This window comes from Microvirga sp. GN3 (assembly GCF_055792825.1).
This window is the reverse complement of record NZ_JBVVAK010000004.1, coordinates 92,424-106,688: the sequence shown is the minus strand read 5'-3', so window position 1 is coordinate 106,688 and position 14,265 is coordinate 92,424. Positions and strand designations below refer to the sequence as shown.

Sequence of the window (14,265 nt, the reverse complement as noted above, 5' to 3'; positions counted from 1 at the left end):
CGGGCCTGTCCCTTGGCGATCAGGCGCCGTGATCGACTCCGTTGATCCCGGGTTGTCGCAATGCGTTCGGTAACGAGTTGATCTAGCTCTGCCCGGTTCATCCCTCACCCCCTTCTGCCGCTTGAGTTAAAACTGCCTCTTGACCTGATAATGGGTAGGATCCGCGCCTGCTGGAAAAGTTCAAGTGGTGTGTATGTCCGGCGATGAGGACAGGTCACAGCCACAAAATGCTTTCTGCTTCATTGGCCCGAGCCCTTCGGATCAATGCTATTGAATCCTTCGATGCTTGTAAGTTCGCCCTTAATCCGAAAATAGGTATGTTCGAAAATATTAAACCTGCAAAGATCGATGGGTGTAACGTCCGACGCGACGAGGGGAGGGATCGCCTTGCTCTCCTCCAACTCCACGGCAACAAGCTCAAAGCAGAAGAATCGCTCAACGTCCTCTCTGTTTTTCGAGAGTGAGCCTGTCGTTGTGCCCTTGCCACCCATCTGCATTGCCTCAGCGCTATGACGAACTGGTGAACCGCGGCAGGCGTCGCCGCTTGATCCGTGAGGCATTGAGAGTTCCCTCAATGCGCCCAATGCCTGTTAACGTGGTAACACCCGATCCGATCAACTGTAACAGGCTGTGGCATGTCCCATGATGTATCCGGCCGGCTGGTGCGAGATTCTCTAAGCACCCATGTCTTCAAACACGGTTTTGGACAGGGCGAACATTATGAGCCTGCCGATGCCTTGGGTTCATGATCGCGCCATGAAATCCGTCGGACGACGAGCACCGCATCGGCAGCCCAGGAGGTAGGCGAGATGCAACCACCTCGCATTCGTTTCGGGATCTGTTCGTCGACCGCTCCTGGCTCGTGAGCCAAGAGCTAACCAGTGTGATCGCTGTGGCGGTCCCTAAGCCACACGGCTGAAGCGCTGCGCCGTTTGCTCAGCTCGCGTTGTTATGGTCCGGGTCGCCTCATCGGCCACTTGGATCGTCAGTTCCGCCATGCGGCGGCTGGTCTCGAGGGTCTGTTCCAGGTTGTCGCGGATGAGGGTGCTTTGGGTCGCGATCAGATCGGCGACTGACCGACAGCGCGCGAGTTGGTCCAGGCCATCGAGATTCCGCTGCAGGCGCTTTCGGCTTAGTTCGAGCCATTCGTGGGAGACACCTTGAATCCCGCAGGCCAGGGCGGTGCCGGATTGGGCCACCGCGCGGAGGTTCTCCGAGGTTTGCCCGGTCAGATCATGTGCATCCCCATTCGGAAAACCGAAAAGCCGCATGGTCTGGCTGGTCGAGCGGCGCGCCACCTCCGAGACGGTGCCAAGGCTACTCTCCACCGCCTCCTGCATGGTGCGGACCATGGTCTGGGCTCCCTCGATACCAGCCCTCATGGTATCCGCCACGTCATCCGTCACGCGCCGGACAGTTTCAACCTGCTCGTGGGAACTCTGAGCCCCGGCTCGCTTGGTCTCGTCAATGCCTGCCATGTCACCCTCCACTTGTTCGACGACCGCCTTGGCTTCCGCGTCGCTCAAGACCTTGAGCACGGCGGGAAGCAGTTCCTTCTTGTCACCCCGGATATGCTGCTGGAATACTCTTTTCAGCTCGGCCACCTTGCCGAGGAACTCGCTACTGTTCTTGGACATACGCTCCAGGTCTGCCAGGAGCGCACTCGTTTCGTCGTTGTCGCTGGTGGCGTCGCACGGGAGGTCATCCATCCCATGCCGCCTCAGGACTGGAAAGAGATGCTGCTCCTGCAGATTGGCCAGAAGCTTCAACTCTTCCTTCAGGTCTACGAATAGCCGCTCCCGGGTTTTGACCGCGTTATCGGACGTGGCGAGCAGCTTGTCGAAGAGTTCGTTAGCCTTGTCCGGTGGTGTCCGACCGAGCCGTCCGTTAGTTGCCATCTTTCCTCACAACTCGTCAAAGGATTGCCTTGCGCTGTGCGCCGGAATCGCGGGGCTTGGAAGCTGGTGATGCTGAATACTGGCTGATCCGGAAATCCTGAGGTGTGTTCACAACAGCAATATGACAAGGACGTTGGATTTCTCCGTAGGGATGCTCCGCCACGCCACGCCACGAGATCGAGGCGGGCCTGGAGAAACGGCTATGTTCGCCTTGGACGGTGCAATGGCATTCGCAGCCGTAGCCAAGATTCGCAATTGGCTTGTGGGGTCGAGATCAAGACGGACCGCCGGTGAAAATGGGTGACCTGAGACGAATGAAGCAGGACCTGAAGGCACCCCGACACACTCTAATTTCGGCGGCTGCGGTGATGGTCCCTGCCCCAGACAACGGGAAAGACCGTCCCACCTGCCATTGGCGGTCACCAAGAGTACCACCTCATGCTCAAGGACCTTTCTGTCCCAGCATCCGAGAAAGGAACGACCGGGTGCTGATTTCAGTGCAGCCGCATAGAAAAAGTCCCTCGCGCGCACGCCATATGAGGGGCAAAGTGAACACAATAGGAGTATGTGAGCAATCTAAGCCGCACAGGCGGGACACTTACGCTCCGTGACAGCAGTGAAACAAAGAAGAACCCCTCACGCCCCATTATCGCGTAAGGGGTTCTACGCAACAGAAGGCCGAGCCCCCGCAGCCTTCGAATCATTCATAGCAGATACAGGCATATGATTCCAATGCTTGGCAAACCAGACATGGCGCTTAGGCGGAGCTTTCGTGTCCTTGATCGTTTAGGACGCCAGCGGCCAGAACACCGAATTCCTGGAGCACCGCGGCCACCGAATGCGACTTGCCCAGAGCGCATTGAGTGGACGGCGGTCGTGACGCAGCCGAAGCAGCGCACGGTGCTGATCATGGCACCGGATCCGGGCGACGCTGCGGAGCAAGCAGCCTAATGCTGACGATCGAGGCCTGCACCTTTGGACTGTCTGCCGAGACAATGACGGTTTAGATCTGGCTTGGAGTTACGTAGATCGCCTCTGGCTTCCGGCCGCTGAAAAAGACATCCTGTTCATGCTTGGACATCGTCAGTATGGCGCGGGCCTCACATTTAACCCACCATTCCTCAGACCAGGTGCTGTCGGGTTGGCCGGTAAGCACGGAGGTAGCGGCGGTATCGCGGCAGTAATGGCAAGCTCAGATTCCTGAGGGGTCTGACTTATTGAAGCGGACTTTGGACCTCCGCAGGATCGCCTTGACGTGCTCTTTCACTACTTTCTCGTCGATGGCTAAGCTGCCAGCAATCTGGGAGTTTGTCTTCCCTGCAAGTCATGAAAGAAGAACCTGAGCTTCCGGCCCCGACAACGTCGATGCCGGATCGCGCCGTGGGTGAGCCGTCAAACGGCTTGGCGCGGCTGTCTTTGATCCTGACGACAGTTCTGGTTCGCATCCGAGAAGCGCCAATCAACGGTGACGGAGACAAGCCTATGGGGGCAGAAGAGAGCCGGCGGCAGAGCCGCGCGGTTAACCACCGCACACCACGCCTACCACGACACATCATCGAGCATATTGGGCAGGTTCTGCGAAATCGCTACCGAGAGGACCTGCTCATTCCTGTCCCTCCCGCGATGCTCACAGCGCTGGAAATGGACGATGAGGACACCGCCTTGGCGCCGCCGGAACAGAGGAAGGAAACATAGGGGAAGTCCGATGAGGAGTCCAGGAGGGCAGCCCATTCGTGCCTATGCCGGGACTCGTCGATAGCTGTCGTTGATAGGCCGCTGATGTGGGGGTGAGCTGATTTGCCGACGGGCACAAGCCGCCCGACATGGGCGCGGCAGCATGCCGTACTTTTGGCTAGAGAACACCCGAAAGTAAATGCCCCGGCGGAGAAGGCGGGCGGGCCTCTCAGCCAGGGCGTACGTGACATTGTCGAGCCGAAGGCATGTCACACCCGGGAGATTACGACCTTGCCTCTCACGGTCAACAAGTGGGTTAAGAGTAATAGTTATTGAGACGGCTTGGGTGCAGTTGAAACACCGGCGGTCATGGATAGGATCGAATAGCCCAGCCAAGCTCCGGCACAGTTCAAGATCACCCAAGCCGTCTCTATAAAATAGAAGCGCCCCGGCTGAGGGCTGTCTAAACCTCAACCAGGGCGTCAGCGGAGGAGGATATCTCCGCCCCGGATCGGGATGTTTCGCGTCACGCCCGGTGAGAGCATCCTGAGGTGACAGAGTAAAGAATTCGTTGCGGCTCAAGAGGGGCGGCGAAGTGGCGGTTATGGCTTCCTGCCGATCCTTCGAATCTGAGGAGCAACCCTGTCCAAGCAAAGGACAAGCGTTACCGCGAAACCAACAGTGAGTGCGGGGACAGCAAGGGCAATGCACCAGTACCGCATGGAGAGGCAACCGCTGAGAGATCGGCGCATAGGCGCAGACGAGAGCTGGCTGATAAAGCGTGATTCTGTAGGCAGCTCGATTCCGCATTGGGATGAGACTTTCCTGCATCACATCGCCCGGCAGGAGGCCCAGGGCCACCAAGACAGGGCCCTTAGATTGGTTCTGTCGCAACTCTGGACTTGAACCAACAGGATAGAAGCAAATCGAATCTGTCGTATCGCAGGACAGGATCGCCTCTCGGTTGGTCCGGCTGCTATCGATTACGATCCGTCCCGGGCGGCCATGCCGCTTAAGCGCTCGGCTCAGGAACCGCTTGGCGGCAGCGAGATTGCTGCCACGCGCTGAATCAGCACTCAACGGTGTCGCCATCACTGTCGATAGTCCGGTAAAGATACTTTCATTCACCTTGGGCGTTGATGTAGATGGCGTCTGAGCGGTCAAGTCTGGTGGGCAACTGGAAAGCAGCAATCGCCTCTGCTTTTGAGCCCGCCAAAGCAGATATGAACCAGCTTGCGCATGGCGGCGCCTGATGTTGCTATCTTAGTCTTCCCTCGTTCGAGCGGCCGCTGGTGTTGGACTTTGATGCCCGGGTTCAGTTTTGACGTACCGACGCTGATAGAAGAATGCGGCAACGAAGGTGCCAGCCATGACCAGAACGATGGTCGGGGCGGGGGCGCTGTCGATGAAGAAGCTGACATAGACACCGGTGAAGGATGTCACCACGGCGATCAGCACCGACACGACCAGCATCGTTCCGAACCGCTTGGTCAGCAGAAACGCCACCGCGCCCGGCGTGATCAGCAGGGCAATGGTCAGAATGATGCCGGTCGCGGTCAAGGCGCCCACAATCGTCAAGGAGAGCAGGGAGAGGAAGCCGTAGTGGAGAAGCCGCACCGGCAGGCCCATGGCCTGGGCCTGCTGCGGATCGAAGGCGTGGAGCAGCAGATCCCGCCACTTCATGGCAATGATGACCAGCACGACGGCGGCGATGATCCCGCTCTGCAAGAGGTCGGGCCAATCCACGCCGAGCATGTCACCAAACAGGATGTGGTCGAGATGCACCTCCGTCTCGACCTTGGTGTAGAGCACGATCCCGAGGCCGAACATGCCGGAGAACACGATGCCCATGACCGTGTCCTCCTTGACGCGGCTGTTCTCCTTCAGATAGCCGGTGGCGAGGGCACAGACCATGCCCGACACGAAGGCTCCCACCGCCAGGGGCAAGCCCGCGACGTAGGACAGCACAACCCCGGGCAGCACCGCATGCGAGATCGCGTCCCCCATCAGCGACCAGCCCTTGAGCACCAGGAAACACGACAGCAGCGCCGCTGGCACCGCGACGAGCATGGCGATGACGAGGGCTTCTCGCATGAACGGAAAGGTGAAGGGCAGGGCGAGCGTGTCGAACAGGCCGGTCATGGGCTCGCTCCCGATGCGGCTCGCATGCGCCGCCGGGCGGCGAGCAGTCCATGCTTAGGAGCCAGGACGAAGGCCGTCAGGAAGACCAGCGTCTGCAAGACGATGATGATGCCGCCAGTGGCACCATCGAGGAAGTAGCTGAGATAGGCGCCGAGGCCGCTTGAAAGCGCGCCGACCGCTACGCTGATCAGGATCAGCCGCGGAAAGCGGTCGGTCAGGAGGTACGCCGTGGCGCCCGGCGTCACCACCATGGCGATCACGAGGAAGGCCCCGACCGTCTGCAGCGCCGCGACCGTGCAGGCACTGAGCAGCGTGAAGAACAGGACTTTCAGAGCGGTGGGATTAAGGCCGACCGAGCGGGCATGGTTCTCGTCGAAGAAGGTGACGAGAAGGTCCTTCCACTTCACCAGCAGAATGGCGAGAGACACGCCTGCGATGATAACGAGTTGGAGCGTGTCCTCGGGCGTCACCGCCAGAATGTTGCCGAGGACAATCGTCTGGATGTTCACGGAGGTGGGCGAGAGCGACACCATGAACAGCCCGAGGCCGAAGAACGAGGTGAAGATCAGCCCGATGATGGCGTCCTCCTTGAGCTTCGTGCGCTGGTTCAGGAACAGCATGGCGCCAGCCGCCAGCCCACCCGAGAGGAAAGCTCCGACGGAGAAGGGCAGGCCGAGCATGTAGGCGCCGGCGACGCCCGGGACGATGGAGTGTGAGAGCGCATCGCCGATCAGCGACCAGCCCTTGAGCATCAGGTAGGCGGACAGGAAGGCGCAGACCGCCCCGACGAGGGCGCTCACCCACATCGCGTTGACCATGTATTCGTAGAAAAACGGCTCAAGGAGCTGGGCCATCAGGTGCGCTCGCCTCCCGCGGCCGGTGGGTTAGCCGTGCTATCCTTGGTCGCATCCGAAGCTTTGTCCGTGTAGATGACCAGCGGCCGCTCGTCGTCGGAGATGACATCCACCGACGAGATCCCTGCACGAAGGCTGGCATCGAACACGAAGTGCCGGAGCACCCCACCGAACGCTTTTTCCAGATTGGCCTGCGTGAATACCTCTTCCGTCAGCCCGGCAGCAAGCACACTCCGGTTCAGCAGCACCGCCCGGTCGCAGAACTCTGGAACGCTGCCGAGATTGTGGGTCGAGACCAGGATCACGCGACCCTCGTCGCGAAGCCCGCGCAGGAGCACGATGATGGCCTCCTCTGTGGTGACGTCAACGCCGGTGAAGGGTTCGTCCAGGAGAATGACATGGGCGTCTTGGGCCAGGGCACGCGCCAGGAAGACCCGCTTCTTCTGGCCACCCGAGAGCTCGCCGATCTGGCGTTTGCGGAAGGCCTTCATGCCGACACGGTCCAGCGCCGCGTCCACCGCCTCGCGGTCCTGGCGCCGGGGCAGACGCAACAAGTTCATGTGGCCATAGCGGCCCATCATCACCACATCCTCAACCAGAACGGGGAAGTTCCAGTCGACGTCCTCGCTCTGGGGCACGTAGGCGACGACATTGCTCTTGAGTGCCTGGGCCACAGATCCGCCGAGGATCGAGATCGATCCGGGCGAGACGGGGACAAAGCCCATGACGGCCTTGAACAGGGTCGACTTGCCGCTGCCGTTGACCCCCACCAGGGCGGTGATGGTGCCGCGGGGGATCGCAAAGCTCACGTCATGAAGGGCTGTATGCCCATTGCGGTAGGTGACCGTTGCGCCGCTCACGGCAAGACCCGCGCCCGCGGCGCCTGAAAGAGGGTCGGCGCGTCGGGTGGGAGCGTTCATTCGGTCAGCCCCTTGGCAATGGTCTCCGAGGTAACGCGCAGGAGATCGAGATAGGTCGGCACCGGACCCGTGGCATCACTCAGGGAATCGACATAGAGGACGCCCCCGTACTTGGCACCGGTCTCACGGGCCACCTGCTTGGCCGGATCGGGCGAGATCGTACTCTCAGAGAAGACAACCGGGATGCTGTTGGCGCGAACGGCATCGATCACCTTGCGCACCTGCCGCGGCGTACCCTGCTGATCGGCGTTGATCGGCCAGAGATAGAGTTCCTTCAGGCCGAAGTCACGAGCGAGATAGCTGAAGGCGCCTTCGCTCGTCACGAGCCAGCGCCGCGGCTCGGAGATCGCCGCCAGGATCGACCGGATCGGTGAGACGGTCGCCTGGATCCTGGCTTTGTAGGTCTCCGCGTTGGCGCGGTAGGCCTCAGCATTTTTGGGGTCGTGTTTGACGAGCGCATCCCGAATGTTGTCGACATAGATGAGGGCATCGCGGGGCGACATCCAGGCATGGGGGTTGGGCTTGCCGGTGTAGGGCCCCTCCTGAATCCCCATCGGCTTCACGCCCTCGGACACGACGACGCTGGGCACCTCCTTCAGATTGCGGAGGAACTTCTCGAACCAGAGCTCGAGATTGAGGCCGTTCCACAGGATGAGGTTGGCATCCTGCGCCCGCAGGATGTCGCCCGGCGTCGGCTGGTAGTTGTGGATCTCCGCCCCGGGCTTGGTGATCGATTCCACGACGGCGGCATCTCCCGCCACGTTCCGCGCCATGTCAGCGATGACGGTGAAGGTCGTGACGACCTTGAGCTTGCCGTCTGCGGCCTGAGCAGACGGTGCAGCGGTGAAGAGCAGCATTGCGAGGCCGAACAGCAGAGGGGCAAGCTTCATCATCATCTCCTCAGGGGTCGTTTGGATCGTTTATGCAGTTGCAAATCATTTGCAATAAGTCAAGTGAGGCTGACTGGCACCAGGCGGCACAGGAAGGCCTGTTCTGGGAATAGACGCCGGCGTCGCCTGCCTCCACAAAGATGTCTTCCCTGATGTATGTGTGATGCTTCGGGTCTCACCTGAGCGCCCGTTTCATCATACCGTCATCAATTTCTGGGAAAGTCAGGAGGCTAACCCAAATCGTCCAATCAAACGTCAGGCGCTCGCGCCAGACGCTCGCTTTTGTTCAGCCACTGCCCGGTTCCATTGCTCGGTTCAAGCCCGATAAGACGCAAAGTTGGGAGGCTCAGATTCGCTATGTCCGCATGTCATTCTGAAGTCACCTTCCTCGCTCACCAGGAACCCTCATCGATCCATATTTCTAGGAGGAACTTTCCAGCAGATCTCCCAAACGACCATGGGAGAGACATGTTTACGATCAACGACACCACAACTGCGGCGATCAACATCCTCGGAGCTATTGATGCGCTTGAGTCAGCCCTGGATCGTCACAATCTCGATGCCGATGTTGTGATGACGACAGACCAGGAGCGGGAACTGCTGACATTCGGGATCAGAGATACGCAGTTCATTCTCGGGATGCACCGCAAGCCGCTGCCGAAGGTTCTGTCTTTGCTCTCGCTTCGGATGGTAACCTCCATCGGGATCCCTCGCACGAAGGCGAGCGCGGCCCTGCATGAGTTTCGCCTGGCGGAGGAACTGGCCGAAAGATTGTCTGTGCCGGCCGCACTCGCCGCCTAAGGAATGCGTTGTGGGATCGTTCCGGCACGGACCTATGTCGGGCTGCTGCTAGGACCACCCCTAATGGAGATGCCTCGTGCACAGGGTTCCTCCCTGCCAAGCCCAGTTCCGATTCATCGATTGCGATCGGGAGGTGTGGATCTGCAGTACCTTCGGCGGTGTTGTTTTGGCTCCGACCAGAGCCGGTCGGGAACAGGGCTATGTCTTGGCCCATGCCCTGGCCGACGGGTTCTCGTGATGACGCCTAGGAGGCTGCGTTTCGGGCTCTAACGCATCATCGTGCTTGCAATTAGCATCGAGAAAGAACCTCCTGTTTGCGATTGCTGCAGCCTCCCGATCATGCGCGATCTGGAGCGAGCCAGTGCAACAGTGACATTCCCGTGACTTCGTCTAATGCAGCCCGAACTCGGCCAAGAGAGACTGACGCAGCGAGACGAAGCGAGGATCGCTGCGGTCGCGGGGGCGTGGAAGATCCACCTCGATAGTGCGGATGGCACTGCCCTTGTGCTTTGGCAGGATCAGGACCCGGTCTGCCAGATAGACTGCTTCTTCGAGATCATGGGTGACAAGCACCATCGTCACATGCTCCTCCGCCCAGATCCGCGCAAGTTCCTCCTGCATCGTCATCTTCGTCATCGCGTCGAGCGCTCCGAGAGGTTCGTCGAGCAGGAGCAGTTCCGGCTGCACCGCCAGCGCCCGGGCGATGCCCACTCGTTGCGCCATGCCTCCGGACAATTGGGCAGGATAGGCGTCTGCGAAATCGAGAAGCCCGACGAGTCGCAGGTAGCGACGTGCCCGCTGCAGGGCCACATTGGCTGCAAGGCCGCGAACCTCAAGGGGAAATGCGACATTGCCCATCACCGTGAGCCAGGGCAGAAGACGCGGCTCCTGGAAGATGACGGCGCGGTCGGACCCCACGCCGCGGATGGGCGCGCCGTCAATCAGAACGTCGCCGCCGTCGGCGGGCTCCAGGCCTGCAAGAATGCGCAGCAAGGTCGTCTTGCCCGAGCCGCTGGCCCCGACGATCGCCACGCACTGGCCGCTGCCGACCTCCAGGTCGAGGCCTCGCAGCACGTTGAGGTCGCGCCCGTTGAGGAAGAAGGATTTAGAGAGGTTCCGTATGGAGACCTCTCCGCGTTCGGTGGTCTGTGCCTCCGCCATCGTCAACCTCCACTCGCAACCGTCTCAGGGGCGTACAGGATATCCGACGCCTTGAGCCGTCCATGGGCCAGCTTGCCTTCGCGAACCAGCACGTCGATCCAGAACTGCAGGTCGCGATCGACCGCGCGGCCCCCGGGCCGCACGCCGTAACCCGCAAAATATTTTGCGATGTCCGAGTTTTCGCCCCGGGACTTCAAGACGCGGGCCAGGATTTCCTGCACCTTCTGTGGATTTTCGCGTGCGAAATCGAGCGCCTTCGCGGAGGCCTCGACGAATCTCTTGGCCGCTTCGGGATGCTTTTTCGTCCAGTCCCGGCGGAGCACCACGAACCCGCCGGCGATTTCGCCCAGGACGTCGGTGTCGTCGAAGATCGGGCGCAGGCCGCCATTCTGGCGCGCCGCACCCTCGAAGGTCGACTGCCAGTAGCCAAAGGCGGCAACATCCACCTGTCTGGAACGCAGCACTTGCTCAAGCTGCGGGCCCGGGATCACGACCAGGCGCGCCGCATTCTTGGGCAGACCTTCGGCATGCAGGGCTTCGCGCACGGTGTAATCCAGATGCGCACCAAGCGTGTTGACCGCTACGGTCTTGCCGACGATGTCCTTCACGGAGTGGATGGGACTGTCTTCGAGGACGTAGAATTTGCTCTGAACCTGATCGTTGATCCCGTTGCTTGGATAGGCCGCGACGAAATCATTGCCGCCGGCGATCGAGTTGATCACCGCCGCAGTTGCGGCGCCGCCGATCTCCACGTTCCCGGACGCCAGGGCAAAAAGGGACTCGGGGCCGCCGCCGGCGTAGCCGATGTTTTCCAGCACGATTCGCGTTCCCTCGAAGTAGCCGAGTTCGGCAGCCAGTTCGTGGGCCGAGATGCCACCGTGGCTGGCAAGGTAGCGGAGCTTCGTCGTCCCTTCTGCAGCCTGCGCCGTTCCCAGGAGCGCGGTGCTGGCGAAAAGCACCGCGGCCGAGCGCATTGCTAGAAGATTGAGATGCCTGCGGGTGATGTTCATCATGGTATGACCTTTCGATTGCGGATGGACAGGTGATGTCATCGATTCAGCCGGTTCCAGCGGCAGAGCCTGCCCTGCAGGCGCTCCAGCGCGTAGTTTGCGCTCAGTCCCAGGATCGCGAGCAGCAGGATGGCAGCGAACATCAGCGGGATCTGGAAATTGTACTGGGCATTCATGACCTGAAAGCCAACGCCACTGTTGGCGCCGATCATTTCGGCGGCGATCAGAAGAAGCAGGGCAGTGGTCGCACTGAGCCGCAGGCCGACGAAGATGGAAGGCACCGCGCCCGGCAGCACCACGCGGCGGAAGATCGTCAGCCGTGACGCCCCGTAGACGCGGGCCATCTCGATGAGCTTCGGATCCGCCTGCTTCACGCCGCCGATCGTGGCCAGAAGCGTCGGAAAGAGTGTGGCCCAGAAAATCACGAAGACCTTGGAAGCTTCGCCCAGGCCGAGCAGAAGGATGAAGACTGGATAGAGCGCCAAGGCCGATGTTTGCCGGAACAGTTGCAGGATCGGATCGAGGCTGCGCTCGACCGGCTTCACCTGGCCCATGAACAGGCCGAGCGGAATGCCGATGACGACGGCCGCCGAGAAGGCGATGCCGGACCTCTGCAGGCTGATGGCCACGTCGTCCAGCAGAAATCCGCCGACCAGGCCGTTCCAAAGGGCCGCAACGATCGTGTCGAGCGGCGGGAAGACCGCGGGGTTCAGCCAACCGACTTCGCTGGCGACTTGCCAGAAGACCAGGAAGCCGACGAGCACGCCATAGCGGGTGCCGATTTGGATGAGGCCAGCCGCGGCCTTTTCGGCAAGTCCCGAGGCAAAGGCCATGTCAAATTTGGTTCGGCGATAGGCATAGCCCTGTTCTGTATCGATCATAGACATGATTTGATCCTTTCCCTGGGCCTCATTCGGCGGCCTGGACGGCATGTCTTGCGGCGGCCCAGCGGTTGTGCGGATAGGGAAGTCCGAGGTTGTCCCGAAGCGTGCGGCCCTCGTACGCCCTGCGAAATAGTCCGCGCCGCTGCAGCTCGGGGATGACGAGCTCGACAAAATCTTCAAGCGCAGTCGGCAGCCAGGGCGGCAGGATGTTGAAGCCATCGGCTCCTTCGTTCTCGAACCATTCCTGCAGAGTGTCGGCGATCTGGGTCGCAGAGCCGACCACGGTGAAGTGGCCGCGGGCAGAGGCGACCCACTGATAAAGCTGACGGATGGTGAAGTTGTTCTCGTCGGCGATCTGCCGGATGAGCGCCTGACGGCTCTTCATCCCTTCCGTGGGCGCTGCGGGAGGAAGAGGGCCGTCGAGGTCATAGCCCTTGAGGTCGAGCGTACCGCCGGTGAGGCCGTTCAGCAGCGCAATCCCGTCCGGCTCCAGGATCAGGCTGGTCAGGCGGTCATACTTCTCGCGCGCCTCTTCTTCGGTCCTGCCGACAAAGGGCGAGACCCCGGGCATGATGAGGATGTGGCGCGGATCACGGCCGAGCCCTTGCGCGCGGGACTTGATGTCTCGATAGAATTCCTGGGCCGTCTCCAGCCGCTGATGCGCCGTGAAGACGACTTCCGCAGTCGCAGCGGCGAGCCCGCGGCCGTCTTCGGATTGCCCAGCCTGCACGATCACCGGATGACCCTGCGGGGACCGCGGCACGTTGAGCGGTCCCTTGACCTTGAAATGTTCGCCCCGATGATCGGCGGCATGCAGCTTGTCCGGATCGAAGAACGCGCCGCTCGCCTTGTCGCGGATGAAGGCGTCGTCCTCGAAGCTGTCCCAGAGCTTCTTGACCACGTTGACATGCTCCTTGGCGCGGGCATACCGAAAGGCATGCGGATGCTGCTGCTCAAGGTTGAAGTTATGAGCGGCGGCCTCCGTGGCGGTCGTCACGACGTTCCAGCCGGCCCGGCCGCCGGAAATGAGGTCGAGGGACGCAAACTTCCGCGCGAGGTTGTATGGCTCTTCATAGGTGGTGGAGGCCGTTGCGATGAATCCGATGTAGGAGGTCAGCGGTGCCAGCGCCGAGAAAAGCGTCACGGGTTCCAGTCCCGCCACCTTTGCGCTGCCACCCTCGGAGCCGCCGCCAAAAGACACCGCCACGCCGTCGGCGAGAAAATAAGCGTCGAAAAGGCCGCGCTCGGCTGTGAGCGCGAGCTGCTTATGGAATTCGAAGCTGGTGGCGCCGTCCGCCGGCTGGTCCGGGTGACGCCATGAAGCGATGTGCTGGCCTCCGCCGGGCAGAAAGGCACCAAGCTTGATCTGTCGGGTCATATCTGAATTCACCTGGTAGGCTCGAGGGGAGGGTGGGTCACGAATGGGCAGCGACCGCCTCTGCGGTCCCGCGCCAGCGTTCGGTCTTTGCCGTGAACAGCACGTCGCGGTCGTCCTGCTTCAGATGTGGCTCGAATTGCCCAATCGCGCGGTCCAGTCTGTTGATGAGGCTGGGAGAGACAAGCTGGCCGTTCACGAAGTCTCGCTCCGAGGCGTAGACGCCTGTGGCAAGCGTCTGCGCCTCGAAGAACGCAAAGAGCGGACGCAGGTGATGCTCGATCACCAGAGCGTGCTTGTCTCCGCCTCCCGTGGCGGCCAAAAGAACCGGTTTCCCGGCAAGTGCTGTTGGATCGATCAGGTCGAAGAGATGTTTGAAGAGGCCCGGATAGCTTCCTTTGTAGACCGGGGTCGCAACGATCAACGCTTTGGTGTCGACAATCGAGTCGACCACGTCGCGCCCGGATCCAGTGAGCTCCTTGAGATGGCGTGCGCCAGCAAAATCTGACCCCAGCTGCGACAGATCAATGACTTTGGACCGCCCACCGAAGCGAGCCACAGTGCGGGCAACGGCCTCTTCGACGAGGCCCCGCGTGCGGGAGGGTATGCTGAAACTACCGGCGAGGCCGAGGATATCGAGCTTGGACATAGTCGTC

13 protein-coding genes and 2 pseudogenes are annotated in these 14,265 nt (G+C 61.0%); 2 read left to right on the top strand and 13 right to left on the bottom strand.

All coding sequences use genetic code 11. The features are described from left to right. Positions 1–902 precede the first annotated feature (902 nt). From ACS5Q1_RS03665 to ACS5Q1_RS03655, 3 genes and pseudogenes are all read right to left on the bottom strand, one after another. On the bottom strand, positions 903–1,898 hold the full coding sequence (locus tag ACS5Q1_RS03665) for a phasin family protein (RefSeq protein ID WP_473096917.1): 996 nt from the start codon (positions 1,896–1,898) through the stop codon (positions 903–905). A gap of 1,003 nt (positions 1,899–2,901) precedes the next feature. Then, positions 2,902–3,054 carry a DUF7696 family protein gene (locus ACS5Q1_RS03660; RefSeq protein WP_473096916.1) on the bottom strand — a complete coding sequence of 51 codons (153 nt, stop codon included), beginning with the start codon at positions 3,052–3,054 and terminating at the stop codon, positions 2,902–2,904. A 36-nt stretch (positions 3,055–3,090) separates the two neighbouring features. Further along, positions 3,091–3,207, bottom strand: a pseudogene (locus ACS5Q1_RS03655) (hypothetical protein); the annotation flags it as partial. Positions 3,208–3,263: 56 nt separating this feature from the next. Between ACS5Q1_RS03655 and ACS5Q1_RS03650 the strand changes: the two are divergent. Next, the gene (locus tag ACS5Q1_RS03650) at positions 3,264–3,593 is read left to right on the top strand and encodes a hypothetical protein (protein ID WP_473096915.1); all 330 of its coding nucleotides are present in this window, start codon (positions 3,264–3,266) and stop codon (positions 3,591–3,593) included. 903 nt (positions 3,594–4,496) lie between these two features. On the opposite strand, the pseudogene ACS5Q1_RS03645 reads toward ACS5Q1_RS03650, so the two are convergent. The 5 genes and pseudogenes from ACS5Q1_RS03645 to ACS5Q1_RS03625 form a co-directional block, all read right to left on the bottom strand. Further along, positions 4,497–4,689, bottom strand: a pseudogene (locus ACS5Q1_RS03645) (DDE-type integrase/transposase/recombinase); the annotation flags it as partial. Positions 4,690–4,835: 146 nt separating this feature from the next. Further along, entirely contained in the window at positions 4,836–5,714 is an 879-nt protein-coding gene (locus ACS5Q1_RS03640) for a metal ABC transporter permease (protein ID WP_473096914.1), read from the bottom strand. After that, positions 5,711–6,571 (bottom strand): metal ABC transporter permease, encoded by an 861-nt coding sequence (locus ACS5Q1_RS03635; protein WP_473097003.1) that lies wholly within the window; start codon positions 6,569–6,571, stop codon positions 5,711–5,713. The genes ACS5Q1_RS03640 and ACS5Q1_RS03635 overlap by 4 nt, the downstream gene beginning before the upstream one ends. Continuing rightward, on the bottom strand, positions 6,568–7,488 hold the full coding sequence (locus tag ACS5Q1_RS03630) for a manganese/iron ABC transporter ATP-binding protein (protein WP_473096913.1): 921 nt from the start codon (positions 7,486–7,488) through the stop codon (positions 6,568–6,570). The genes ACS5Q1_RS03635 and ACS5Q1_RS03630 overlap by 4 nt, the downstream gene beginning before the upstream one ends. Next, positions 7,485–8,345 carry a metal ABC transporter substrate-binding protein gene (locus ACS5Q1_RS03625; protein WP_473097002.1) on the bottom strand — a complete coding sequence of 287 codons (861 nt, stop codon included), beginning with the start codon at positions 8,343–8,345 and terminating at the stop codon, positions 7,485–7,487. Before ACS5Q1_RS03625 ends, ACS5Q1_RS03630 begins: the two co-directional genes overlap by 4 nt. Positions 8,346–8,846: 501 nt before the next feature. Between ACS5Q1_RS03625 and ACS5Q1_RS03620 the strand changes: the two genes are divergently transcribed. Next, positions 8,847–9,179 carry a hypothetical protein gene (locus tag ACS5Q1_RS03620; RefSeq protein ID WP_473096912.1) on the top strand — a complete coding sequence of 111 codons (333 nt, stop codon included), beginning with the start codon at positions 8,847–8,849 and terminating at the stop codon, positions 9,177–9,179. Positions 9,180–9,569: 390 nt separating this feature from the next. On the opposite strand, the gene ACS5Q1_RS03615 is transcribed toward ACS5Q1_RS03620, so the two are convergent. The 5 genes from ACS5Q1_RS03615 to ACS5Q1_RS03595 all read right to left on the bottom strand — a co-directional run bounded on the left by ACS5Q1_RS03615 (position 9,570) and on the right by ACS5Q1_RS03595 (position 14,258). Continuing rightward, positions 9,570–10,340 (bottom strand): ABC transporter ATP-binding protein, encoded by a 771-nt coding sequence (locus ACS5Q1_RS03615; RefSeq protein WP_473096911.1) that lies wholly within the window; start codon positions 10,338–10,340, stop codon positions 9,570–9,572. A gap of 2 nt (positions 10,341–10,342) precedes the next feature. Then, positions 10,343–11,314: an ABC transporter substrate-binding protein gene (locus ACS5Q1_RS03610; RefSeq protein WP_473097001.1), complete on the bottom strand. Its 972-nt coding sequence runs from the start codon at positions 11,312–11,314 to the stop codon at positions 10,343–10,345. A gap of 74 nt (positions 11,315–11,388) precedes the next feature. Beyond that, positions 11,389–12,183: an ABC transporter permease gene (locus tag ACS5Q1_RS03605; RefSeq protein ID WP_473097000.1), complete on the bottom strand. Its 795-nt coding sequence runs from the start codon at positions 12,181–12,183 to the stop codon at positions 11,389–11,391. A gap of 76 nt (positions 12,184–12,259) precedes the next feature. Continuing rightward, a complete protein-coding gene (locus tag ACS5Q1_RS03600; RefSeq protein ID WP_473096910.1) occupies positions 12,260–13,612 on the bottom strand; it encodes an LLM class flavin-dependent oxidoreductase in 1,353 nt (450 codons plus the stop codon). A gap of 37 nt (positions 13,613–13,649) precedes the next feature. After that, positions 13,650–14,258 carry an NAD(P)H-dependent oxidoreductase gene (locus ACS5Q1_RS03595; RefSeq protein WP_473096909.1) on the bottom strand — a complete coding sequence of 203 codons (609 nt, stop codon included), beginning with the start codon at positions 14,256–14,258 and terminating at the stop codon, positions 13,650–13,652. Positions 14,259–14,265 lie beyond the last annotated feature (7 nt).